The sequence below is a fragment of the Pseudomonas sp. SIMBA_041 genome, from assembly GCF_046535095.1.
In the GTDB taxonomy this organism is placed as follows: Bacteria; Pseudomonadota; Gammaproteobacteria; order Pseudomonadales; family Pseudomonadaceae; genus Aquipseudomonas; species Aquipseudomonas mucoides.
This window is the reverse complement of sequence record NZ_JAWRXJ010000012.1, coordinates 1-22,505: the sequence shown is the minus strand read 5'-3', so window position 1 is coordinate 22,505 and position 22,505 is coordinate 1. Positions and strand designations below refer to the sequence as shown.

22 protein-coding genes and 1 pseudogene are annotated in these 22,505 nt (G+C 56.1%); 17 read left to right on the top strand and 6 right to left on the bottom strand.

Translation table 11 applies throughout. The features are described from left to right. The first annotated feature begins 16 nt into the window (after positions 1-16). Positions 17-793: a substrate-binding domain-containing protein gene (locus SB725_RS25285; protein ID WP_027923561.1), complete on the top strand. Its 777-nt coding sequence runs from the start codon at positions 17-19 to the stop codon at positions 791-793. Here the strand turns inward: SB725_RS25285 and SB725_RS25280 are convergent. Beyond that, positions 783-1,688, bottom strand: coding sequence for a LysR family transcriptional regulator (locus SB725_RS25280; RefSeq protein ID WP_059182766.1), 906 nt, complete (start codon positions 1,686-1,688; stop codon positions 783-785). The two genes, SB725_RS25285 and SB725_RS25280, sit on opposite strands and share 11 nt — an antisense overlap. A gap of 467 nt (positions 1,689-2,155) precedes the next feature. Between SB725_RS25280 and SB725_RS25275 the strand changes: the two genes are divergently transcribed. The 8 genes from SB725_RS25275 (at position 2,156) to SB725_RS25240 (ending at position 10,618) form a co-directional block, all read left to right on the top strand. Further along, complete coding sequence (locus tag SB725_RS25275; RefSeq protein ID WP_027923559.1) at positions 2,156-3,091, top strand: LysR substrate-binding domain-containing protein; 936 nt, start codon at positions 2,156-2,158, stop codon at positions 3,089-3,091. 167 nt (positions 3,092-3,258) lie between these two features. Further along, positions 3,259-4,713 carry an FAD-dependent tricarballylate dehydrogenase TcuA gene (gene tcuA, locus SB725_RS25270; RefSeq protein ID WP_027923558.1) on the top strand — a complete coding sequence of 485 codons (1,455 nt, stop codon included), beginning with the start codon at positions 3,259-3,261 and terminating at the stop codon, positions 4,711-4,713. Then, positions 4,700-5,857, top strand: a complete 1,158-nt coding sequence (tcuB, locus tag SB725_RS25265) for a tricarballylate utilization 4Fe-4S protein TcuB (protein ID WP_059182764.1) — start codon at positions 4,700-4,702, stop codon at positions 5,855-5,857. The genes tcuA and tcuB overlap by 14 nt, the downstream gene beginning before the upstream one ends. Before the next feature lie 47 nt (positions 5,858-5,904). Then, on the top strand, positions 5,905-7,206 hold the full coding sequence (locus SB725_RS25260) for an MFS transporter (protein WP_027923556.1): 1,302 nt from the start codon (positions 5,905-5,907) through the stop codon (positions 7,204-7,206). Between the two features lie 403 nt (positions 7,207-7,609). Beyond that, positions 7,610-8,158 (top strand): hypothetical protein, encoded by a 549-nt coding sequence (locus SB725_RS25255; protein ID WP_059182762.1) that lies wholly within the window; start codon positions 7,610-7,612, stop codon positions 8,156-8,158. 330 nt (positions 8,159-8,488) lie between these two features. Next, positions 8,489-8,866 carry a hypothetical protein gene (locus SB725_RS25250; protein ID WP_410922747.1) on the top strand — a complete coding sequence of 126 codons (378 nt, stop codon included), beginning with the start codon at positions 8,489-8,491 and terminating at the stop codon, positions 8,864-8,866. A 139-nt stretch (positions 8,867-9,005) separates the two neighbouring features. Next, entirely contained in the window at positions 9,006-9,452 is a 447-nt protein-coding gene (locus SB725_RS25245; RefSeq protein ID WP_410922746.1) for a GNAT family N-acetyltransferase, read from the top strand. 239 nt (positions 9,453-9,691) lie between these two features. Continuing rightward, positions 9,692-10,618 carry a hypothetical protein gene (locus SB725_RS25240; protein WP_410922745.1) on the top strand — a complete coding sequence of 309 codons (927 nt, stop codon included), beginning with the start codon at positions 9,692-9,694 and terminating at the stop codon, positions 10,616-10,618. A 249-nt stretch (positions 10,619-10,867) separates the two neighbouring features. On the opposite strand, the gene SB725_RS25235 is transcribed toward SB725_RS25240, so the two are convergent. Continuing rightward, positions 10,868-11,956, bottom strand: coding sequence for a hypothetical protein (locus tag SB725_RS25235; RefSeq protein ID WP_410922744.1), 1,089 nt, complete (start codon positions 11,954-11,956; stop codon positions 10,868-10,870). A gap of 325 nt (positions 11,957-12,281) precedes the next feature. On the opposite strand from SB725_RS25235, the gene SB725_RS25230 reads away from it, so the two are divergent. The 5 genes and pseudogenes from SB725_RS25230 (at position 12,282) to SB725_RS25210 (ending at position 15,160) form a co-directional block, all read left to right on the top strand. Continuing rightward, the gene (locus tag SB725_RS25230; RefSeq protein WP_410922743.1) at positions 12,282-12,848 is read left to right on the top strand and encodes a DJ-1/PfpI family protein; all 567 of its coding nucleotides are present in this window, start codon (positions 12,282-12,284) and stop codon (positions 12,846-12,848) included. Beyond that, positions 12,826-13,023 (top strand): annotated as a pseudogene (locus tag SB725_RS25225) (IS4 family transposase); the annotation flags it as partial. The gene SB725_RS25230 and the pseudogene SB725_RS25225, both read left to right, overlap by 23 nt. A gap of 153 nt (positions 13,024-13,176) precedes the next feature. After that, positions 13,177-13,611, top strand: coding sequence for a hypothetical protein (locus SB725_RS25220; RefSeq protein ID WP_410922742.1), 435 nt, complete (start codon positions 13,177-13,179; stop codon positions 13,609-13,611). Positions 13,612-13,855: 244 nt separating this feature from the next. Further along, the gene (locus SB725_RS25215) at positions 13,856-14,485 is read left to right on the top strand and encodes a LysE family translocator (RefSeq protein ID WP_194940242.1); all 630 of its coding nucleotides are present in this window, start codon (positions 13,856-13,858) and stop codon (positions 14,483-14,485) included. A gap of 267 nt (positions 14,486-14,752) precedes the next feature. Then, on the top strand, positions 14,753-15,160 hold the full coding sequence (locus tag SB725_RS25210; protein ID WP_155953754.1) for a hypothetical protein: 408 nt from the start codon (positions 14,753-14,755) through the stop codon (positions 15,158-15,160). Positions 15,161-15,306: 146 nt separating this feature from the next. On the opposite strand, the gene SB725_RS25205 is transcribed toward SB725_RS25210, so the two are convergent. The 4 genes from SB725_RS25205 to SB725_RS25190 form a co-directional block, all read right to left on the bottom strand. Next, on the bottom strand, positions 15,307-15,678 hold the full coding sequence (locus SB725_RS25205; RefSeq protein ID WP_410922741.1) for a DUF6632 domain-containing protein: 372 nt from the start codon (positions 15,676-15,678) through the stop codon (positions 15,307-15,309). A 350-nt stretch (positions 15,679-16,028) separates the two neighbouring features. Beyond that, positions 16,029-17,675, bottom strand: coding sequence for a malate dehydrogenase (quinone) (gene mqo / locus SB725_RS25200; protein ID WP_410922740.1), 1,647 nt, complete (start codon positions 17,673-17,675; stop codon positions 16,029-16,031). 318 nt (positions 17,676-17,993) lie between these two features. Beyond that, positions 17,994-18,704, bottom strand: a complete 711-nt coding sequence (locus SB725_RS25195) for a GNAT family N-acetyltransferase (RefSeq protein WP_410922739.1) — start codon at positions 18,702-18,704, stop codon at positions 17,994-17,996. Positions 18,705-18,729: 25 nt separating this feature from the next. Next, complete coding sequence (locus tag SB725_RS25190; RefSeq protein ID WP_027926075.1) at positions 18,730-19,365, bottom strand: TetR/AcrR family transcriptional regulator; 636 nt, start codon at positions 19,363-19,365, stop codon at positions 18,730-18,732. 163 nt (positions 19,366-19,528) lie between these two features. Between SB725_RS25190 and SB725_RS25185 the strand changes: the two genes are divergently transcribed. From SB725_RS25185 to SB725_RS25175, 3 genes are all read left to right on the top strand, one after another. Continuing rightward, positions 19,529-19,969, top strand: a complete 441-nt coding sequence (locus tag SB725_RS25185; protein WP_027926074.1) for a hotdog fold domain-containing protein — start codon at positions 19,529-19,531, stop codon at positions 19,967-19,969. Positions 19,970-20,183: 214 nt separating this feature from the next. Continuing rightward, the gene (locus SB725_RS25180) at positions 20,184-21,290 is read left to right on the top strand and encodes an alkene reductase (RefSeq protein ID WP_410922738.1); all 1,107 of its coding nucleotides are present in this window, start codon (positions 20,184-20,186) and stop codon (positions 21,288-21,290) included. A 214-nt stretch (positions 21,291-21,504) separates the two neighbouring features. Further along, entirely contained in the window at positions 21,505-22,392 is an 888-nt protein-coding gene (locus SB725_RS25175) for a LysR family transcriptional regulator (RefSeq protein ID WP_027926072.1), read from the top strand. The last annotated feature ends 113 nt before the right edge of the window (positions 22,393-22,505 follow it).

Sequence of the window (22,505 nt, the reverse complement as noted above, 5' to 3'; positions counted from 1 at the left end):
TTGTGAGAACACGACCATGAACAAACTATTTAATTTCGCCGCCCTCGGCCTGGTGGCCAGCCTCGGCCTGAGCTCCGTCGCCCAGGCAGAAGAGATCCGCGTGATGACCTCCGGCGGTTTCACCGCGGCCTACAAAGTTCTCGGGCCGAAATTCGCCGCGTCCACCGGCAACACGCTGGACACCGCCCTTGGCCCATCGATGGGCAAGGCGCCGGAAGCGATCCCCAATCGCTTGGCCCGTGGCGAGAAGGCTGACGTAGTGATCATGGTCGGCTACGCCCTCGATGACCTGATCAAGCAAGGCAAAGTTGATCCCGCTTCACGGGTTGAACTGGCCGATTCCCGAATCGGGCTCGTAGTGCGTGAGGGCGCGACGAAGCCGGACATCAGCTCCGTTGACGGACTGAAGAAAACCTTGCTCGACGCGAAGTCCGTCGCCTATTCCGATAGCGCCAGCGGCGTGTACATCGAGGATCAGTTGTTCAAGCGCCTGGGCATTGAAGACCAACTCAAACCCAAATCGAAGATGATCCCGAAAATCCCCGTGGGTTCGGTGGTTGCCACCGGCGACTACCAACTGGGCTTCCAGCAGGTCAGCGAATTGCTGCCCGTGCCGGGCGTAAGTTTTGTGGCAAAGATTCCAGAGTCGGTGCAATCGGTAACGCGTTTTGCTGCCGGCATTCCCGTAGGCGCGCAACACCCGGCTGAAGCCAAGGCGTTGCTGGAGTACTTGGCGTCCTCGGCCGCTCAACCGGATGTCAAGGCCACCGGGCTGGATTCGGTCAGTCGCTGACCTGAACTTTCATTTCCACCACCAGCCGTTCCAGTTCCAACGCAGCCGGGGTCAACGTGCGACCCCGGCGCTTGATCAGGCCGACACTGCGCATCACCTGCGGGTCGGTCAGCGGTACCCGCGTCAGAATCGGGTGATCCGCTGCCGGCATCGCCATCAGCGGCACCGCAGCGACCCCCAACCCCGCTTCAACCAAGCCGATCATCGTCGTCACATGCCGGGTTTCACAGATGCTCTGCCGTTGCGGCACGATGCCGGTCAGCGCCTGATCCAGCAAAAAGCGATTGCCCGAGGTCTTGTCCAGCGAGATGTAATCCTGCTGATAGAACTCATCCCAGGTCACGCTGGTTCGACCCGCCAACGGATGATCGCGCCGACAGGCCAGTACATAACCTTCCTGCACCAATGGCTCGAACTCGACTTCAGTCTCCAGCGTACCCATGAAGCTCAGACCAAAATCGGCTTCGCCATTGACGACGGCGCTGAGTACGTCGTGGGCGCTGGAGTCGAGCACTTTTACTTTGATCCTCGGGAACTGCCGGTGGTAATGGGCGATCACGCGCGGCATGAAGTAATACGCTGCCGAGGGCACGCAGGCCACCGTGACATGGCCAAGCCGGGTCGAGGCGACTTCGCTGATGCCCAGCAGCGCCACGTCCAGATCGTCCAGCAAGCGCTCGACGCTGGGCATGAAACCGCGCCCGGCCTGAGTCAAGCTGACCTTGCGTGTAGTGCGTTCGAACAATCGTACTCCGAGGGCGTCCTCAAGTTTTTCGATGCGCCGGCTCAGCGCAGGCTGAGAGATACGCACGGTGTCGGCGGCTTTGCGAAAACTGCCCTGCTCGACCACGGCGCGAAAAGCTTGCAGGTCGTTGAGGTCGAAGTTTATGGCCATGGTGCGCACTCGGGATCAGACAGATTGATCAGCTTATCCTATGAATGTAAAAAATTATTCCACAATGTAGGTTCCTGTGGGGTTGGAGACAGTGTGCGAAACGCGCTGGCAACGATCAGCAAGCACTAAGCATTCATCAATATGGCGCCAGTGCGGTTCGCCGCTGTTCTGGTCGCGAAGCCGGGGTGAATACGCAGACTGGATATCTATAGCGTTGGGTCCGCTAGACACGACCTTTACCGACAAGCAGCAACCCATCGAAGTGCCGTCTAAGGCACCCTGGTATGAAATCCAGGGTCGGTGGCCACAGTCTCGAGACAGCTTCGGGTCAGCTGCTACCATCCTCGACAACGCGCACGCGCTCAACGGTCAGCCCAAACCTGCGAGAATGCTGCCTCTTCGGGCTTCGCAACTTGTATGGCGAACGTTCAGGTATTTGAAAAACAAATTCGCGAGGAGCCGCCACATTGGAATTGAGACAACTGCGCTATTTCGTAAAAATTATCGAGCTTGGCAGTCTGGGGCGTGCGGCACTTGAACTGGACGTTGGTGTGTCAGCCCTCAGTCAGCAAATCTCCAAGCTGGAAAGCGAACTGTGCACCCGCCTCCTGAATCGAACCTCCACCGGCGTGACGCCCACTAGCGCCGGATTTGCGTTTTTACACCATGCCCAATTGACGCTACGCCAGGCGGAAAACGCAATCATGGCCGCCCATCGCGGGCGAATGAGCGGTTATGTCAGCGTCGGTTTACCGCCGACTACGGCAACGGTGCTCGCGTTGCCGTTGATCAACGCAATGCGTGCGCGTTATCCGGACATACAACTGCATTTGGTGGAAATGCTTTCCGGCCACTTGGCGGCGCAGCTCAACGCACGGCAAATTGATCTGGCCATCCTGTTCCAGCTCGAAGGGGGTAAACGCTGGAGCGTGACTCCGCTGCTGGATGAAAAGCTGTTTGTCATTGCCTCGCCCAGCCTGCCTCAAGCGCCTTCTGGTGATAGCGTGCAGTTAGCAGACCTCGGCGGCCTGCCGCTGGTGATGCCCAGCGCGCAACATGGATTGCGCTCGGCATTGATGAGCGCGTTCGAGCGGGTCGGGCTAACACCCAACGTCATTATGGAAGTCGACGGTCTCGCTGTTTTGATGAACGCCGTTCGGGCAGGTCATGCGGCAACGATACAACCGGGGGCGGCCGCTGCATTGAAAGACGGGTCCGGACTTTCAGTGATCAGGATTGCCGATCCCCATGTGGGCCGGCGTAATCTTCTGGCGACGCTGGCTGACGACGAACTTTCTCCGGCGGCGCTGGCAACGCGTCTGGTCATCGTCGATGTGGCACGACAGCTGGTGGTCGACAAACAGTGGCCTGGAGCTACATGGATAGAAGGTGTAGACGCTTGATCCTTCCTCATCCCGGCCCCATTAGTCTCTTCTGACGACAAAGCCTTTAGAAAAACTAAACACCCCGCGTCAAACACAGCCTTTCGGCCACTCCTTGCTCACCCTATCGTTCTCCCCACTCGCAAGGAGCACTTCGTTCCCGCCTCCTTGCAAATCGAGGAGCGATAATGATCGATGTCTTAATCATAGGGGGTGGCAACGCTGCCTTGTGCGCCGCTCTGATGGCGCGAGAAGCGGGCGCCAGCGTGATGCTGCTGGAAGCCTCTCCGAAAATCTGGCGCGGTGGCAACTCCCAACACACCCGTAACCTGCGGTGCATGCACGACGAACCGCAGGACGTGCTGATCGATGCCTATCCGGAAGAAGAATACTGGCAAGACCTGCTGAAGGTCACCGGTGGCCTCACGGATGAAAAGCTTGCACGCATTGCCATTCGGGCATCGTCCTCTTGCCGCGACTGGATGCGTTCACACGGCGTGCATTTTCAGCCACCGCTGTCCGGCGCGCTGCACGTGGCGCGGACCAATGCTTTTTTTATGGGCGGCGGCAAAGCGCTGGTCAATGCCTATTTCCGCAGCGCCGAGCGCCTGGGTGTAAAAGTTCGCTACAACACGCAAGTGACCGACATCGAGTTGGACGACGGTAAATTCGTCGCCGCCCATGTGGGCGAACATGAGGTCGATGGTCAGCGTTTCGCCGCAGAACGCATTGAAGCCCGGGCCTGCGTGTTGGCGGCCGGTGGCTTCGAATCCAACCGTGAATGGCTGCGCGAAGCCTGGGGTCAGAACGAACGCGGTGAATGGCCATCGGACAATTTCCTGATCCGGGGCACCCGATTCAACACCGGCATTTTGCTACGGCGCATGCTCGACCTGGGCGCAGATGTGATTGGCGATCCGACGCAAGCACACATGGTCGCGATTGATGCCCGCGCGCCACTCTACGACGGCGGCATCTGCACCCGAATCGACTGCGTATCGCTGGGTGTGGTGGTCAATCGTGATGGCGAACGCTTCTACGACGAAGGTGAGGATTTCTGGCCAAAACGTTATGCGATCTGGGGGCGTCTGGTGGCCGGACAACCCGGTCAGCAGGCGTATTCGATCATCGATCAACAAGCCATCGGCCGCTTCATGCCGCCGGTCTTTCCCGGAACCACCGCCAATACTTTGCAAGACCTTGCCCGCCAGTTGAAGCTGCCTGAAGAAAAATTCGTCAAGACTGTCGAGGACTACAACAACGCCTGCCGCGTTGGCACGTTCGATCACACGGCGTTGGACGACTGCCACACCCAAGGACTGACGCCCGCCAAAACCCACTGGGCGCGGCCATTGGTGAAACCACCTTTCTACGCCTACCCGCTTAAACCGGGTGTCACGTTCACCTACCTCGGCCTCGCCACCGACGAAACCGCTGCCGTGCATTTCAACGGCAAAGCGAGCCCCAACCTGTTCGTCGCGGGAGAAATGATGGCCGGCAATGTTCTGGGCAAGGGCTACACCGCCGGCATCGGCATGGCCATCGGTACCGCGTTCGGCCGCATCGCCGGTGTACAGGCGGCCGCTTCGGTGGGCTTTGGCGTTTCATCTGCAAACACGGAGTCTCGCTATGCAACTGTTTGATCCCCAAGCGTCGGGCGGGTTGATCCCGGTGTTGAATCTCGACGAAAGTGAAGTCCAGCGGCAGATGACCATCTGCAATAGCTGCCGTTATTGCGAAGGCTTTTGCGCGGTATTTCCGGCGATGACCCGGCGCCTGGAATTCACTCAGGCCGACATCCATTACCTGGCGAACTTGTGTCATAACTGCGGCGCGTGCCTGCACGCCTGTCAGTACGCCGCCCCACACGAATTCGACGTCAACATACCCAAAGCCATGGCCAAAGTGCGCCTGGATACCTACGCCGAATACGCCTGGCCGCAAGTAATGGGCAGGTTGTATCAGCGCAACGGCCTGACCCTGGCACTGGCTTCCGGTGGGGGACTGGCCTTGTTTCTATGCCTGACCCTGATGCTGATGGGCAATCTGTTCACGGCCATTCCCGGGGGCAATTTCTACCAGATTTTCCCGCATAACACCCTGGCGCTGATGTTCGGCTCAGTGTTCGGCTTTGCGGTACTGGCACTGACCCTGGGTGTACGGCGCTTCTGGCGCAACGTTTCACCGGTCGCAGCGCCACTGCCGTTGAAAACGTCCGCGGCATTGGAGGCTACGGCCAACGTCGCGAAGCTCAAATACCTGGACGGCGGCCATGGCGAAGGCTGCAACAATGCCGACGATCAATTCACCTTGTGGCGACGCCGATTCCACCACCTCACCTTCTACGGCTTCATGCTGTGCTTCGCCGCCACCGGTGTCGCCACGCTCTTTCACTATCTGCTGAAGTGGTCGGCGCCTTATCCGATCTTCAGCTTGCCGGTGATGTTGGGTATTGCCGGTGGCATCGGCCTGCTGATCGGCCCGGCGGGTCTGCTTTGGCTGAACCTGCGTCGCAACCCTGCGCACGGCGATGAGAACCAAAAACCCATGGATCGCGGCTTCATCGCGCTGCTGTTTCTGGTCAGCGCAAGCGGCCTGGCGCTACTGGCTTTGCGTGAAACCAGCGCCCTGGGCTTGATGTTGGCGATTCATCTCGGCCTGGTCATGGCGTTTTTCTTGACCATGCCCTACAGCAAATTCGCCCATGGAATATTCCGCAGCGCAGCGCTGCTCAAACACGCCATCGAGAAGCGTCAACCCAACCCGATCAACGCCGGCAGCGACTGACGGTTAAAGCACTCATTCCAAAAACAATAGTGAGCATAACGGTAGCCATGATGAAAACGACAACGGCAACAACCCGAGCCAAGGGGTCCAAATTGGGCGCCATATTGCGGGTCACCAGCGGTAACTTTCTCGAGCAGTTCGACTTCTTTCTGTTCGGGTTCTACGCGACCTACATCTCCCGGACCTTCTTTCCAGCCACTAGCGAGTTTGCCTCGCTGATGATGACCTTCGCGGTATTCGGCTCCGGATTCCTGATGCGTCCGTTAGGTGCCATTGTGCTGGGCGCGTACATCGACAAGGTGGGTCGTCGCAAGGGGCTGATCGTGACGCTGTCGATCATGGCCGCCGGTACCGTATTGATCGCCTTGGTGCCGGGCTATGCCGCCATCGGCGTGGCGGCACCCATTCTGGTGTTATTGGGCAGGCTGCTACAGGGCTTCTCCGCTGGCGCGGAAATGGGCGGTGTTTCCGTGTACCTGGCGGAAATTTCCACCCCCGGGCACACCGGTTTCTACACCAGTTGGCAATCGGCCAGCCAACAGGTGGCGATCGTCGTCGCGGCCGCGTTGGGCTACACGATCAATGCCACGATGCAAGCCGCTGAAATCGCCGATTGGGGATGGCGTATTCCGTTCTTCATTGGCTGCGTGATCATCCCGTTCATTTTCATTATTCGTCGTTCACTGGAAGAAACTGCTGCCTTCACTGCTCGCAGCCATCGTCCAACCACTCGCGAAGTGTTTCGCTCGATGCGTGACAACTGGCGCACCGTACTGGCGGGCGGTTTGCTGGCGTCTATGACCACTACCACGTTCTACCTGATAACGGTCTACACACCGACGTTTGGCAGGACAGTACTGAACCTGAGCACCACCGACAGCCTGGCGGTCACACTGCTGGTCGGTATCAGCAACTTTATCTGGCTGCCCATCGGCGGCGCCCTCTCCGACCGCATTGGCCGTCGGCCACTGTTGCTGGCGATATCGTTGCTGTGCATCTTCACCGCCTATCCCGCCATGCACTGGCTGGCAGAGGCGGCGAGTTTCGAACGACTGCTTACTGTTCTGCTGTACTTCTCATTCTTCTTTGGCATTTATAACGGCGCCATGGTCGCGGCACTGACCGAAGTCATGCCACAGAACGTGCGGGTCGTCGGGTTTTCACTGGCCTTCAGTTTGGCCACCGCGGTGTTTGGCGGTTTTACCCCGGCAATCTCGACGCTGCTTGTCCAGGCCACGGGCGATAAGGCATCACCTGCCTACTGGCTGATGTTCGCGGCGGTGTGCGGGTTCACGGCGACGACGATTCTGTATCGTCGGCACAAACCTTTGGCCGTCAGAACCGTTTAGTTCTTCGATCGCCGACGCTTACCACGCGTCGATCCGGGGAAGTATTCAGTCTAAAGACCCCATTTAATGGGCATAGACAGATTCTTCGAATAATTCTCAATAGGTGGCCCTTGACTCCACTCGATCAAGGGCCCGAAGCAGAGATGCTGCTTTTCCAAGAGCGCAAGAGGCGGTCGATTTAACACCGGAGTACGAGATCTGACTTGTGCTTATTCGTATGGCCCATGACCGACTATATCGGGTCGGTTGCTGCTCTTCGCGACAGGCAGCGATCGGCCAAAATCGGCCCTTCGAGGTATCAACAAAACTAGAGGCGATTCATACGCGCGATTCCATAAATGGACAGCAACAATGCCGCTTAGTAGCATCCCGCGCTAGCTTTCGTATATCAAGGATGAAGTTCATGCCGTTTTTCACGCTTCGTTTCACAGGCGCCATTGTCATCGCTGCGCTTTTTTACAGCTTGCTGGCGGGTTGTGCGGCCAAGAACACTTACGTCGACGCCACCGAGCCGGACGCCGCCAAACTTAGATTCGTTGCCAATGCCCCAAACGCCCGTCTCTACTATCTTGACGACCAGCGCTGCGAAGGAGCGACAGGGGAGCTCAACAACCTTTACGTGCCTGATACTTTGCGCCGTGCGGGCATGATCATTCCGCCACCGGCCAAAGCCCGAGGCTATCTGGAGATCAAGGTCAAGCCGGGCATCGAGGGTTATATCCATGTCGCCACCAGCGGCCAAAACTGGTTGTGCATGACGCACCTTAGTCTGATTCCAGTAGCCAACGCTGAATACGAAGTCACCTTGAACATGCATGATAACAAGTGCATCACTCAGTTGAGTCGCTTGCAGCGGATCGATGGGAAAGATTTGCGGGCACCGATGCCAACCCTCGAATACCGTACCCCGGAATGTTTGCGTGTGGAGGCCTCGAAATCACCTGCTAAATAGTCGTCCCCCTGTGCAATAGAGCCGCCATTCGTGGAAGTCAGCTATCGGCCAGAAGCAGTCATTCAATGCGCCTCCAGAAATGGGCGTGATTCTCCTTGAGTAGCGACACCCGCGACCTTGTTAGTGCCGTACCGGGTGGGCTTGATCGGATCTACCTATCGGTCTACTGCGACTAGAAACCGGCGTCACTCCTATGAGTCCAGTAGGCCCGGGCCGGGCCCAGACCGACAGTAGCAAGGAACTGATGGATGGTTCCGACGGGCCGCGCTTCTGAAACCGGGTGCATAAACCATACTTGTGCTCTTTCACTAACTAATGGGAGATTGCGAGATGCTGCGCGGAGCTGAGAACAGTGAGCTTTTCCGGCAATACCACGAGATCCTGTGCACTCCAGAAGCTAAACACGCGTTCTTGTACATGGTTGGATGGGCATCAACGCTGAAAGGCTATGACTGCTTTCCAGGCTCGCACGGACACATCAAGGATTTTCGTTTCTTGCGTGGCAACGACTGGGATTTTGCATTCATTCCGAACCAGAGATGGATGTTGTTCTATTTCAGGAAACCATGCCTCCGGCTCCCAAAATTTTCGCGTGAGGAAATCATTGGTCGAATTCCCGGTGCAAAAGAAACTAACGCCGGAGAGTTTACTGTCAGGCTTGAAAATGTGAGCGACGTAATGCGTTTAGCTGACTATATCGAATGCTAGATCCTGAATCGCCCCTGATCTAGTAGACCCTTTCAAACGACTGCAAAGGGTCGATATCTGCCACTTGCATATCTCATAGAGTGCACACGAAGATCCTCGACCAGACAAAACGGTTTCACCCCCGATTCAAGGACGATGCATGAAAAAAGTCGAGATTCATCAGATCACGCACCTGCCGCCACAGATTCTGGCCTTGGAAAAAGAGGCTGTTGGAGAGGGTTTCAGGTTTCTCACTCGACTGATTGCCGAATGGCGCTCCGGAGCGAATCGCTTCGATGCACCCGGAGAATGTCTTATAGCGGCTTATGTCAACCAACAATTGATAGGCATCGGAGGCCTTTCGGTTGATCCATATGGCGAGACTAATACGGCAAGGCTGCGACGGGTTTACGTCGCGGCTTCTTCAAGGGGGCAACACGTGGGTCAAACGCTAGTAAAAGAGCTGGTCGCACATGCCACTCTTCGCTTTCAGAGCGTGCGTCTTTCCACTGATACGTCCGAAGGAGACGCGTTTTACCTGCACTGTGGTTTCCTGCGAACAGAGAATGTCCATGCCACTCACATCATGCTGCTAGGCGACAGCTGAATCAATCTATCGACCAGCAGCAGCCTGTCTCGAACGTCTGCAATGGGTTCTGGATTCAACCGGTCTCGACAGGCAGAAGTCGGCCAAAAGCTGTCAGTCACGTGAAGACGACTGTCGACCCAATGCGGACCTTGCTGCGAATGATAGCCATAGGCCACTCTCGATCCCGAATAATTGTATACGCTCATAACTGTCTTCCGAGACATGACGTCCAACCAGTTATATATTCAAGGAGAGAAATGAGTACCGCGAAGATTTCTGAGCCAATTTCGGGTGATAAGGCCTATCAAATACGTGCCCGCGCAGCGCTTCCTCTGCTTGTTCGTCAAGCGAAGGCGGGTGTCCCAGTTTTTTATTCCGATCTTGCCGAAGAACTGGGGATGCCTAATCCGCGCAACCTTAATTATGTTCTTGGGAGCATTGGCCAATCGTTAGAACGTCTCTCAAAGATATGGAAGGCCAAGGTTCCACCTCTTCAGTGTCTCGTGATCAACAAGAACACCGGCCTACCAGGAGAGGGCATTGGTTGGTTTCTCGTGAAAAAAGAGGACTTTTCAGGACTTCCGCTTCGCCAGAAGCGTGTCATTGTTGAGGCAGAACTTGCGCACGTCTTTTCCTTTACTCGATGGGACGAAGTTCTTGAAGCGCTTTCGCTTGAGCCAGTAGCGTGCGACTTTTCACCTGTCTTAAAAAAAGCCAGTGAGGGCTACGGCGCTGGAGAGAGCGAGGACCATAAGGCGCTCAAAGACTATGTTGCATGTAACCCGCGCGTCATCGGACTCAGCTCTAACATCCCAGTGGGAGTGACCGAATACCGGTTACCATCCGGTGACAGCCTTGACGTCTCGTTCAATAGCAAAGCGGTTTGGGTAGCTGCGGAGGTCAAATCTGCAGTCTCTGCGGAATCTGACATTGTAAGGGGGCTATTCCAATGCGTTAAATACAGAGCTGTTATGGACGCAGTGCTGCTCGCTGAAGCACGCCCTCAAATCGCGAGAGCGATCCTTGTATTGGAATCCACATTTCCTCAATCACTAATACCGCTGAGGAATCTTCTTGGCATTGAAGTTGTTGACGGCATCACACCGCAAACGAGCGATCGCGAGTTCGATACTGTTCACTCGGCTCAAAGAATTAAAAAAGTCGAGTTGGTTAGTCTTGTTTAGACTACGCATCAATTGACGGCTGTCATTGGTGATGCTCTGCACAGTCCGCTTTTGGCCGATAGTTGCCTATTTTCATCAGCGGCAACTTGGTATTTTTATTTTCAGGAACTACCACAGGTGAGTTACTACCCGCCAAGCTGTAAATCATCACACCTCCTAGTACAGGCGAACTCAAAGGGTAGTTAACGGACCCAACCAGTTCACCTTAGGCGATTTCAAACGTTTCGTCGAAACCAAGCTTTTTGTCGCTTAACAAGATTGATGAGCTTTTCGTCGTTGCTCGAATATGATGACTTGATCAACGATCAGCTTACTATCCACCTTTATGCTGACTAAGCCGCTATCGTCAATAAACTGTATCGCGGAAGCTTGCGAATACTCAGTCACTCTTAGCTTTCTTAGAGCCACACCTGGGTAGTGGATTTCTATAATGTGATTGAAATGCTGCGGCGAGTATGTCGGGCGAAAATTATCGAGCTCCGCTTTGGTAACCTCACGTTCCAAAGGAGCGGCAAGAAAGTGACTGAATTGTTCTATAATCGCCCCATCCTTGGTAGGGCGAGTCTCGCTGATTGCTGTTATGGCGAATATATCTTCATGGTAGTAATACAAATTTACTGAATGAAGTAGTGGAGCGTCGGGCAATCCGTCTTCGCCAATCTCAACACTCCAAAAAGCGGCGGCATGGTGATCGAGTTTTCTGAACTTTCCTTGTACTAAATATGCGATCTCATAGGCACCACCAGTGTACCTGTAAAGCGGGCTTTTACTGGTGTGCTCTTCGTAAAGCATAGCGCTCGTAACTGTGAAAGCTTTGTCAACTGGATGGACAGGATTGATAGACTCTGGCTGAGCGCTTTGACTTCGCAACTGCTCAAAAAATATTTCTGCGCCCGTGCCCGCCGCAGTCCAGCAACCAGATTGCTCTTCATATCGCAATGTTGTGTCATATTGAAAGTCGTGAAGTTTGGTGCGCCCATTAGAGTGTTCTAAATAACACCCGATAAGTTCTATATTATCCCCGACTTCGTTGGCAATTTTGTATAGAGCAGCCTTTAAAGTGGGGAAGTCGTTCTCTTTTTTAAGGGCTTCCCTCAGTTCATTTTCGGCAAAGCGTGCATAAATTTTAGTTCCTGCCCAACAGATGATTAAAGACTCGTTGATGATCGAGATTTTTTGCGTGTAGCCAACAAGGGTGAACCCCGAGCCTTCGGGAAAAACTGTAGATGAGCACCCTAGAGTAGGCCAAGGAATGACTTTGTCAGATAAGCTTGATTCAGCAATATCTCCGACAAACAGCCGTTGATTCAATGGGGAGAATCGTGCAATTACGGTCATTTAAACATTCCGGAGAAACATAGGGTGGTTTTAGGAGAAGTGTAACCAGTATAAACCGATGGGTGCTCAATAAGCCCTCAGAAAATAGGAAAAAAGCGGTTTTTAAACGCTCACATTGAAGCTTGGCTGATAATTTCTATACAACAGTGTTAGATTTTCAAATGCTACATATTCTACCTTTAAGGCAGCAGAGGTCGCGACTGCACGACTGGCCGCAATGGGTCGAAAGCTGCCGATCAGGACTCACCGCTTTCGACCCGAAGCAGCCCTTGATGGCTGTTTGTTCTCGTCATATGTTACGGGTATTCATGGAGGATTCTGACTGATGGCACGCGTGGGTTTGATACTGACACCCGGTTTTGCGGACTGGGAATACGCTTTCATTGCGGGTACGGCCTCCCCTTTTTACGGGATCGACGTTAGGTTTTTCGCTCCTGCTACGGGGGAGTTTCGTTCGCAAGGTGGATTGGCTGTGACGGTCGACAGCAGCTTGCATCAATGTCTGGACTGGAAACCGGACGTTGTCGTCGTTATTGGAGGAATGGTCTGGGAAAGTGCAGAAGCGCCGGATATTCGAGACTTTCTTCATGCCAGCCGTTCAAGTGGAGCAACCCTTGCCGGTATCTGTGGAGGAACGCTGGCACTTGCGAGGGCCGGGCTTCTAGATACGGTTCCTCATACCTCGAACAGCGCTGACTTCTTACAGAATGCCGTCAGTTATGAAGGCTGCACGCTTTACCGAAGCAGCTTAATAGCGGTGATGGCGGATCGCATCATTACTGCTCCAGGCACCGCCCCCGTTAGCTTCACCTGCGCAGTGTTTGAAAGTGCCGGGCTATCTTCAGAGAGCATTTCCCAATTCAGGTCAATGTTGGCAGCGGAACATGCGTGATCGCGTCGTCCCGGCGCTGATTGGACGTCGATCACGTCAGCGTCACCAGGCCGACCCGGTCGAATCCTTGTTCCGCCAGACAGGTCATCAATGGGATTGCGAGCGCAACGGATTGCAAGTGTTCGCGGTAGACGGCGCATTGTTGCGCCCCCTTGATTCAACTGGCCTGAGAGAGCAACCCCACAATACTGCGGCATAGCCGGAGCACTGTGGGGTGAGTATGAAAGCGCCTACACCGTCCCGAAACCTTAAAAATTCCAACACTCAGCGATGAAATGAGAATGTCCAAAAAAAAATCTATGCCAAAGAGTTCGACATCTGCGTATCGATGTCAGATTTAGTAACCTGGGAAGGTGACCAGAAGACTCCCAGCGCCGACCTGCAGGCGGTTTTTACCACCCTTGAAATCCCCGTCAACATTCTCGAACTCCACGAGTTGTATTTCGCCCACCTTTACAACGGCTACGGCGACGTGCATGTGTATCATGCTCAAAATAACGGAGGCAGTATTTTCGCAATCGACTTGTATCGAGAGCTCACGGACCAACAAGATTTGACAGGTCTGTTTCTGCGAATTGAAAGCCCCGCATTTGATCAGGCACTCGTCCATCTCAGGTCATTCTTTGACAACGCCAGCTGCCAAGTTGCATTTGACCAGGCAAGCTACTCTAGGCGACTTCGCGAAACGCTTGACGAAAGCAGATACCCTCGACTGGTCGAAGTAGATCACGACTTCATACAGCAGCATTTCACTCATCGGTGACGCTAGCCAACCAGACACTGCACAATTGCGATTCAACGTTGGCGTTTAGCAATTGCGCCAATACTGTGGTCACTTGCCGATCTCCTCCTTGCGACCAAAGATTGCGATCACCTGGTTCACCATGCTTCGAACGGATTGGGCCTCTCTACACCATACTGTTGCGGCCAAATCCATCCCCACTGTACCTGCTTCTGCCTAACTACTACCGGTTAGCATCACTCCTCACCCAAGGAGGTATTGCTCTATGCCGGACACCACTAACCTCTACCTGTTCATTGCTGCCGCCTTGATGTTGCTGATCGTGCCTGGCCCTAACATGGCTATCGTCAGTAGCCATGCAGTTGCCCACGGCTGGCGCGCCGGCCTCGCCGCAGCACTGGGAATAACCCTGGCCGATGTGCTGATGAGCGTCATGGTTAGTGCAGGTCTCGGTGCGCTGGTGATGAGTTGGGCGCCGGCGTTTGATTTGCTACGGTGGGCGGGCGCTTGTTATCTGATGTGGCTGGCCTGGCAGGCATTGAAGATTCCTCCTACGGACACTGATGTTCTAGCTACACAAACTTCGCTTCGGAAGATCGTGGCCCGCGCCACGCTTAACAGCCTGTTAAACCCCAAGGCGCTGTTGTTCTTCATGGTATTCCTGCCGCAGTTCGTCACCGTAGGTGCCAGCAACGTCACCTCGCAATTGATGTTCCTGGGTTTATTGCTTGCGCTGATCGCATTGATCTTCCATTCCCTACTCGGGTTCTGCGCTGGACGGCTGCATGGGCGCCTCAGCAAAGGAATAATATCTAAACGCCTTGGTGCTTATGGTTTCGCTGCGGTAATGACAGCTCTGGCAGCACGTTTACTTGTGCTTAACCGGCCGCTTTAAAGGGTCGAGGCGCACCGATTTAGCAAATACCTTCCTTGCCGATCCGCACCGTCGAATACCGTGACCTAGACGTGACTTCCGCTTTGGGCCGGTTGCTGCCCTTCGTGACAGACAGCAACCGGCCAATAGCTGACCTTGCAGATCGGCTGCCAGAAAGCCACTTTTCCACTGCTATGCTAACAACGTCTGTTTCTACGCCAGAGACGAGCAGCATGGCATCACAAGGCATTTTTTATTCATTGCACATCGTCAGAGGAACGCCCCGCGATGCGACACTCACTTAAACATTCGAGACTTCGTTTTGGCTTTTTGCTGACTGTTATCTCAATGGGGCTGACCGCTTGTTCCAGTAACGACAATATCAATACACCTGCCAAAGCCATTGCTCGACCACCGATCGATGATAGCGAGACGTCTTCTGTACGTGTCACTACCAGCTGGATACAACACTCGCTTAGTCAAGCTGAATGCCTGAAGCACGCTCAATCAGCGCTTACAAAAGCGAGATATTTTGTTGATGCCGGAGACAGGTCCGTTTTTGGGTTTCGTCAAGGGATGACTTTTTCGATCCGCTGCGACTACGAAGGCGTTGCATTTTTAGCAGTGGCTTATCGTCATAGACCCAGTGTTGAAACGCAGGATCGGATCTTGAATGAAATAACCAGGTTATTTTAAGGACTAGTGACAGGCAGCAAACGGCCAACACCAACAGCCTTCCGATTTTGAAGCTATGGTAGATACCGGTTCAAACTTTCCGCAGTCATGAGCCATGCCTGCCGGGAGCCAATTGAGCATTACGCACGACCGCCCTCTTCATCCCTTTATTGTGAGCGGTGCGTCAAGATAGCCAACGCAGCCGCCACGATGAAGAGCGCCGGCACGTCACCTGCCAAGTGCCCCATTTGCTCCGGCTGGGTGAACGCCTGGACGGCCATGATTCCTCCGTGTACGGCGCTAGACCACACGGTGAACCAGATTAGGCTCAGATTGGCTAATGGATCACGTGCGGCCAGGATCAGGAACACGCCAAGTGTGGCGTAGATGCCAACGATCATCATCGGGTAGTCCGAGTGACCGACGTGCCAGGCCCAGCCGGACGGCCAGAACAACATAAGTGGGTAGAGAGCAAGGCACGCGAGGCCCGCCAAAACCAGAACGACGCGCAAATACCTGAGGCTATCGACTACGGTCATGACGAACTCCTCTTTGGGCCTAACGCTAAATTGCCCCCAAGTGGCGTGATAACACCTTCACAGGCTTGGTGGATAACATTCCTTTTTCTGTCGTCTAGCCTCGACTAGGCCGGGCATTGTGACAGTCGGGTGTCTGCTGAAGGGGTTTATACCCCATGGACGGAAAGCTCAATCAGTTCCGGCAGTTGAGCAAGCATAGCTACTCGTTTGCTATCGCTCCGTCCACCGGCTGCTTCTGGCTGAAAGCCGCTCCGTCAAACAATCTGAATCTATCCTTTACACAAAACCACCCTCCACAAAAAAGCCCACTGACCGTCTCCGGTTCAGTGGGCTTTTGACAAGGCCTCTACTTACAAAGCCATATCACTAGCAGCATTAGCCTTCGGAGCTTTTGGCGCGTCACCAGGAGCAGCAACCGGAGCCGCCAACTGCGGGATCACCGGTGGCGGAGTCAGTTCCAACACCTTGGAAGTGTAAGCCCACTCCTGCGCAACCTTCTCAGGACTGCCGTTCAACTGAGTGCCGTAGCTCGGCACGATCTGGTGCAGCTTCTCCTGCCAGGCCGGCGAAGCCACTTTGTCTTTGAACACTTTCTGCAGCACGGTCAGCATGATCGGCGCAGCCGTCGATGCACCCGGCGATGCGCCCAGCAGGCCGGCAATCGAGCCGTCGGCAGAGGACACAATTTCGGTACCCAGCTTCAGCACGCCACCAGCGGCTTCATCACGTTTGATGATTTGCACGCGCTGGCCGGCTTGCCACAGGCGCCAGTCTTCGGCTTTGGCGTTCGGGAAGTATTCTTTCAGGGCGTTCATGCGGTCTTCGTCAGACAGCATCAGTTGGCCTGCAAGGTACTCAACCAGTGGGTATTCCTTGATGCCGACCTTGGTCATTGGCCACACGTTGTGCGTGGTCGTGGTGGTCAGCAGGTCCAGGTACGAGCCTTCTTTCAGGAACTTGGTGCTGAAGGTCGCGAATGGGCCAAACAGGATGACGCGCTTGCCGTCCAGGACACGGGTGTCCAGGTGCGGCACCGACATTGGCGGTGCGCCGACGGAGGCTTTGCCGTAGGCCTTGGCCAGGTGTTGTTCGGCGATGGTCGGGTTTTCGGTCACGAGGAACGAGCCGCCGACCGGGAAGCCTGCGTATTCCTGGGCTTCGGGAATGCCGGACTTCTGCAGCAGGTGCAGTGCACCGCCACCAGCGCCGATGAACACGAACTTGGCGTCGGTTTCGGATTTGGTGCCGTCTTTCAGGTTTTTGTAGCTGACGCGCCAGGTGCCGTCTTCGTTCTTGGTGATGTCTTGCACTTCGCTAGACAACTTCAAGTCGAACTTTGGCGTGGTTTGCAGGTGCGCGACGAACTGGCGGGTGATCTCGCCGAAGTTCACGTCGGTGCCGATCGGGGTCCAGGTGGCCGCGATTTTCTGGTTCGGGTCGCGCCCTTCCATCATCAGCGGAACCCACTTCTTGATCACAGCCGGGTCTTCGGAGTACTGCATGCCGGCGAACAGCGGGCTCGCTTGCAGGGCTTCGTAGCGCTTCTTCAGGAATTTGATGTTGTCATCGCCCCACACAAAGCTCATGTGCGGCGTGGAGTTGATGAACGAATGCGGGTTTTTCAGCACGCCTTGCTGAACTTGCCAGGACCAGAACTGACGGGAGATCTGGAACGCTTCGTTGATTTCAACGGCTTTCGGGATCTGTACGTTGCCTTTGTCGTCTTCCGGGGTGTAGTTCAACTCGGCCAGGGCGGAGTGACCGGTCCCGGCGTTGTTCCAGCCGTTGGAGCTTTCGAGGGCAACGCCGTCGAGACGCTCGATCATTTCCATCGAGGTGCCGGGTTCCAGCTCATTGAGCCACACACCCAACGTTGCGCTCATGATGCCGCCGCCAATCAGCAACACATCGACTTTCTTTGCCTCTTCCGCTTGAACGGACGTGATCCCCATCGACAAAGCCAGCCCCAGCAGGGCCGTGTTCATTTTTTTAAACATCTGTAGCACCTATGATAAAACGCCATCCGCCCTTCCATCTTCACGTCAAAAACCCCTGATTCACGGCATACAGGCAGGATGTCGTGGGTGTTCATGCATGAGGATTGGAGGGTGGGCACACAAGGCCGATGTGTCTCCATCGACCTCAGTTATATGTCCCTACTGAACTGACTTTTTATCATTATTGGCTTCAGCTGCTTGAGCGACATTGATCCTGTTTGCGCGTCTGCGAGACGGGCAAACTGATTAGGTCAAACCAAGTTGGCGCGCAGAATATCACGGCTCGGCGACCGTGCGCTCCCGAAAGGACTTGTGAGTCTAGTCCAGACGAGGCTCGTTCGCCGCGTTCTGGCCCAAACGATTCAGCACAAACACCTTGGCGTTGCGGGTCATTTGGTCCAGATGCCGGTCGCGCTGCTTCTCGGCATCGATCATTGCGCGCTTGCCGTGCTTCTGCAGCAAGTAGTGATGGATCTGCCGAACTTCCAGCGAACTGTAGATCGACGTCACATCCAGCAACCCCATCAAGCCTTCGCTGCTGTGGTCGCGAGTGTTCATCAGCACTTGCGTAGCGCGCACGCCCAGCACCTGAAAACCCATCGATTCGAACCACGGCACCTTGGCCACGGCGCAGGTCAATTCGGCGTGCGGGTAACGCTTGATCATGTCTTGCAGCATGGCGCGCGCGACACCTTGGCGACGATGGCCGACGTCGACCGCCATGTAGGCCACGCCACACGCCTGCGGATCGTCCTTGATCGGCAGGTACAGCAAAAAGCCGATGACCTTCGTCGGGTCTTCGTCGTCGCTGGCGACGATCAACTCGACCGCAATCCCCTTGGACCCGTCGAGCGCTTCCAGGTACAGGTGCACTTCGAAGCCGACCGTGTATTGGTAGACGTTGTACAGCGGGTTGCTCGGGCCGATGCCGACCATGCTGATGTCGGTCAGGTTATCGACGACCAGTTGCAGGATCTGGCTGTTGATGTGCTCCGGGCACGGGGCTGCGAAGTGGGTGAGTTGGGGCATTGAAATTCTGACTCCGGGAAAAGACTTACTGGGCATCGGCCAGGCTATTGTCACAGATTGAGCGCCACGCGGCTTGCGCCAGCAGTTCGCGGTAGGCCTTGGGACTGCCCTTCACTCTCCCCGACAACCACGCGCGGCAGTAACTGTCGGCCTGGCCGATGATCAGTGACAGCAACAGTTCACCCGGCACCGCGCGCAATTCATCGCGCCGGCCGGGCGCTGCCAGCCATTCGCCGAGTGTGTGATTACGGGTTTTGTTGCGGCTCGCGAGCTCGTCCTTGAACGGGCCTTTGGTGATGGCGAACCGTGCGTGGTACTGGAACCGCGCCCATTCAGGCTGGCTGTCGACCCAGTCGACGTAGCTATGCACCAGCGCATGCACGCCCTCCTCGGTCGTCTGCGCTTCGGCCAGGTAGCGGTCGCGAAGCTGGGCCTGATCGTCCAGCGCGGTGAAAAACAGCGCCGCCACCAAGCCTTCCTTGTTGCCGAAATGGTGGTAGATCGCGCCGACGCTGGTGTCGCACTCGGCGCGGATCATTTCGATGGTCGTGGCTTCGACCCCCAGGTCGTTAAACAGGGCCAGGGCCTTTCTGAAGATATCGCGCTTGAGTTCGGCTCTTCTGCCGGGGTAGCAGCGTTCGAGTAAATCTGGAGTTTCCATGCGGGACACAGGCCGAGTAAATCCATGACAAGGCAGAGCACTGCCCATGAGTAAGCACCGTTAGGTTGACAGATTTCACCGCGACAGAATACTGTTCCGTCACAGAACATTATTCTGTTACGGAACATCGTTCTGTAAAACCAACTGTCAGTGAGGCTTCAACATGAGTCAGTTTCTCAGCATGTTTAACAGCGCAGGTCCGGAAGCGTTCAGCAAAATGGCCTGTCAGGTGGCGCCCTACTTCAGCACCATCAACCCGCTGATCTCGGAATTGCGCCCGGGGTATGCCGCGGTCCAGGTGCCGTTCAAGCGGGAGATCACCAACCACCTGGGCAGCGTGCATGCGATTGCGATGTGCAACGCCGCCGAACTGGCCGCGGGGACAATGACTGACGTGTCGATCCCCTCGGGTGCGCGCTGGATTCCAAAAGGCATGACTGTGGAGTATCTGGCCAAGGCCAAGAGCGACGTGACGGCAGTGGCCGACGGTGAAGCGGTGGACTGGCAGACCGAAGGCGACAAGATCGTCCCGGTGGATATTCATGACGCCGAAGGCAAGAAGGTGTTTACGGCGCGGATCACGATGAATGTGAAACTGGCCTGAGCCCGACCATCACGGTCACCTCAGCGTTCGGCAAGTCGGTCACCGCACCGATAGCCGCGCACTAAAGCGTTATCGAGGGCGCCCGGTCTGCTCATTGCGGACCGGGCGCCTGTCGATTACGGACCGATTCGTCCAGAGAGTGCGGATCGTTGGCCTGTTTTTCTGCTTTCACCACTGCCCTAAGGTGGCGCCCAGACACTTACTGGAGGTCACCATGAATCACCCAACCCTGCTTTCCCCGATCAACATCGGTCAACACAGCCTCACCCACCGCGTCGTCATGGCGCCATTGACCCGCATGCGTTCCGAGCCCGGCGACCTGCCCGGCGCCTTGATGGCCGAGTACTACTCGCAACGGGCCACTGACGGCGGCTTGATCATTTCCGAAGCCACCGTGGTCTCGACCACCGGCAACGGCTACCTCGGTTCGCCCGGCCTGTATAACAACGCACAGATCCCTGGCTGGAAAGTCATCACCGAAGCGGTTCACGCCAAGGGCGGCAAGATCTTCCTGCAACTGTTCCATGCCGGTCGCCAGTCCCACAGCGACATGCAGCCTGATGGCGCGCAACCGGTCGCCCCGTCGGCCGTCGAATACGATGGCGTCGCCTACACCGCCAGCGGCTGGGTTGCCAGCACACCCCACCGCGCACTGACTGAAGCGGAAGTGGTGGCACTGGTCGAAGATTTCCGCAGCGCTGCACAACGCGGGCTGGAAGCCGGTTTTGACGGCGTGGAAGTCCATGGCGCCAACGGCTACCTGATTGACCAGTTCCTGCAGGACGGCAGCAACCGTCGCACTGACGCCTACGGCGGCACCATCGCCAAGCGCTCGCGTTTCCTGATGGACATCACCCGTGCCGTGATTTCGGTGTGGGGCAGCGAGCGCGTTGCGGTCCGCCTGGGCCCAAGCGGCAACTTCGGCGACATGAAAGACAGCGATCCTGAAGCGCTGTTCGTCTACGTCGCCGAACAATTAGCCACGCTGAAACTGGCCTACCTGCACCTGATCGAACCACGGGTGCTGGGTAACTCGATCGATGAGAGCAAGGACCAGAACCCGGTCGCTTCGCAGTTGATTCGCAAGCACTACGACGGCCTTATCATCGCCGCCGGTGGCTTCACCGCTGCATCGGCCGAGCAGATTCTGCAAGCGGGTGATGCCGACCTCGTGGCATTCGGTCGCGACTTCATCGCCAACCCGGACTTGCCGGAACGTATTCGCCATGATCGACCGTTGAATGCTTACGACCGCGACACGTTCTACGGTGGTACTGAGGTTGGGTTTACTGACTATCCGTTCTACCAACAAAGCGCCTGAACTTTGCGCGGAATGTAAGACCGCCATCGCGAGCAGGCTCGCTCCCACATTTGATCTCCGTCGGACACAAAATGAGTGTTCACCGTAGATCAAATGCAGGAGTGAGCCTGAACGCGATTAGCCGCACCTCCGTTCCCGAGACTTCCCTTCCCAATTCCCCCGCCCGCCTCTACTCTGCCTTGACCCTCTCCCAGCACCGAGCACACCTCAAATGATGGACAGCCTCAGCGGCATCACGGCCTTCATTCATGTGGCCGAAACCCGCAGCTTTACCGAAGCCGGTCGCCTGCTGGAGATTTCCTCCTCCGCCGTCGGCAAAAGCGTGGCGCGCATGGAGGAGCGCCTGGGCGTGCGGCTGTTTCATCGCAGCACCCGCAGCGTCACCCTGACCACCGAAGGCGAACTGTTTCTGGACCGTTGCAAACGCATCCTCAGTGAAGTGGAAGCGGCGGAAATGGAGTTGCTGGAGTTGTCCGCCACCCCGCGCGGCAAGGTGCGCATCAGCGTGCCGATCCAGAACGTGTTGATCATGCCGGTGCTGGCCGGGTTCATGCGTGCCTACCCGGACATCGAGCTGGACGTGGACATGTCCGACCGCATGGTGGACGTGATCGAGGAAGGGTTCGACGCGGTGATCCGCACGGGCGCGCCGCAGGATTCGCGGCTGATGGCGCGCAAGTTGGGGGGTTATCAATTGCAGTTGGTGGCGTCGCCAGCGTATCTGGAGCGCCATGGCGACCCGGTGCACCCGGACGACTTGATCCGCCACGTGTGCCTGCTGCACAAATTTCCGGCCACCGGGATGATCGAGCGTTGGCCACTGCGCGTCGGCGATACGCACATCGAGCCGAACCTGGCGCGGGCATTGACCTGCACCACGATGGACCCGCTGACGTACCTGGCGATTGATGGGGTGGGGATTGCCTGCCTGCCGGATTTTTCAATCCGTCAGCCGTTGGCCGACGGCAGGCTGAAGGTGGTGCTGGAGGACTACACCGACCACACCGGCAACCTGTGGATGCTCTGGCCTGCGTCGAAGCAGACGGCACCGAGGTTGCGAGTGTTGATCGACTACTTCAAGGACAACATTCTCAAAGCCTGAAATCAGCGTTGCAGCGCCTCGGCAATCGGCGCTTTACCGAGACCGAAACTGAGCATCACCGCCAAACCGAGCACACCGATGGCCGCGCCCAGCCACAACGCTGAAGACACGCC

Coding starts and splice junctions, on each gene's coding strand:
- SB725_RS25285 (WP_027923561.1), top strand. CDS start 17: ATGAACAAACTATTTAATTTCGCCGCCCTCGGCCTGGTGGCCAGCCTC.
- SB725_RS25280 (WP_059182766.1), bottom strand. CDS start 1,688: ATGGCCATAAACTTCGACCTCAACGACCTGCAAGCTTTTCGCGCCGTG.
- tcuA (WP_027923558.1), top strand. CDS start 3,259: ATGATCGATGTCTTAATCATAGGGGGTGGCAACGCTGCCTTGTGCGCC.
- tcuB (WP_059182764.1), top strand. CDS start 4,700: ATGCAACTGTTTGATCCCCAAGCGTCGGGCGGGTTGATCCCGGTGTTG.
- SB725_RS25260 (WP_027923556.1), top strand. CDS start 5,905: ATGATGAAAACGACAACGGCAACAACCCGAGCCAAGGGGTCCAAATTG.
- SB725_RS25255 (WP_059182762.1), top strand. CDS start 7,610: ATGCCGTTTTTCACGCTTCGTTTCACAGGCGCCATTGTCATCGCTGCG.
- SB725_RS25250 (WP_410922747.1), top strand. CDS start 8,489: ATGCTGCGCGGAGCTGAGAACAGTGAGCTTTTCCGGCAATACCACGAG.
- SB725_RS25245 (WP_410922746.1), top strand. CDS start 9,006: ATGAAAAAAGTCGAGATTCATCAGATCACGCACCTGCCGCCACAGATT.
- SB725_RS25240 (WP_410922745.1), top strand. CDS start 9,692: ATGAGTACCGCGAAGATTTCTGAGCCAATTTCGGGTGATAAGGCCTAT.
- SB725_RS25235 (WP_410922744.1), bottom strand. CDS start 11,956: ATGACCGTAATTGCACGATTCTCCCCATTGAATCAACGGCTGTTTGTC.
- SB725_RS25230 (WP_410922743.1), top strand. CDS start 12,282: ATGGCACGCGTGGGTTTGATACTGACACCCGGTTTTGCGGACTGGGAA.
- SB725_RS25220 (WP_410922742.1), top strand. CDS start 13,177: ATGTCAGATTTAGTAACCTGGGAAGGTGACCAGAAGACTCCCAGCGCC.
- SB725_RS25215 (WP_194940242.1), top strand. CDS start 13,856: ATGCCGGACACCACTAACCTCTACCTGTTCATTGCTGCCGCCTTGATG.
- SB725_RS25210 (WP_155953754.1), top strand. CDS start 14,753: ATGCGACACTCACTTAAACATTCGAGACTTCGTTTTGGCTTTTTGCTG.
- SB725_RS25205 (WP_410922741.1), bottom strand. CDS start 15,678: ATGACCGTAGTCGATAGCCTCAGGTATTTGCGCGTCGTTCTGGTTTTG.
- mqo (WP_410922740.1), bottom strand. CDS start 17,675: ATGTTTAAAAAAATGAACACGGCCCTGCTGGGGCTGGCTTTGTCGATG.
- SB725_RS25195 (WP_410922739.1), bottom strand. CDS start 18,704: ATGCCCCAACTCACCCACTTCGCAGCCCCGTGCCCGGAGCACATCAAC.
- SB725_RS25190 (WP_027926075.1), bottom strand. CDS start 19,365: ATGGAAACTCCAGATTTACTCGAACGCTGCTACCCCGGCAGAAGAGCC.
- SB725_RS25185 (WP_027926074.1), top strand. CDS start 19,529: ATGAGTCAGTTTCTCAGCATGTTTAACAGCGCAGGTCCGGAAGCGTTC.
- SB725_RS25180 (WP_410922738.1), top strand. CDS start 20,184: ATGAATCACCCAACCCTGCTTTCCCCGATCAACATCGGTCAACACAGC.
- SB725_RS25175 (WP_027926072.1), top strand. CDS start 21,505: ATGGACAGCCTCAGCGGCATCACGGCCTTCATTCATGTGGCCGAAACC.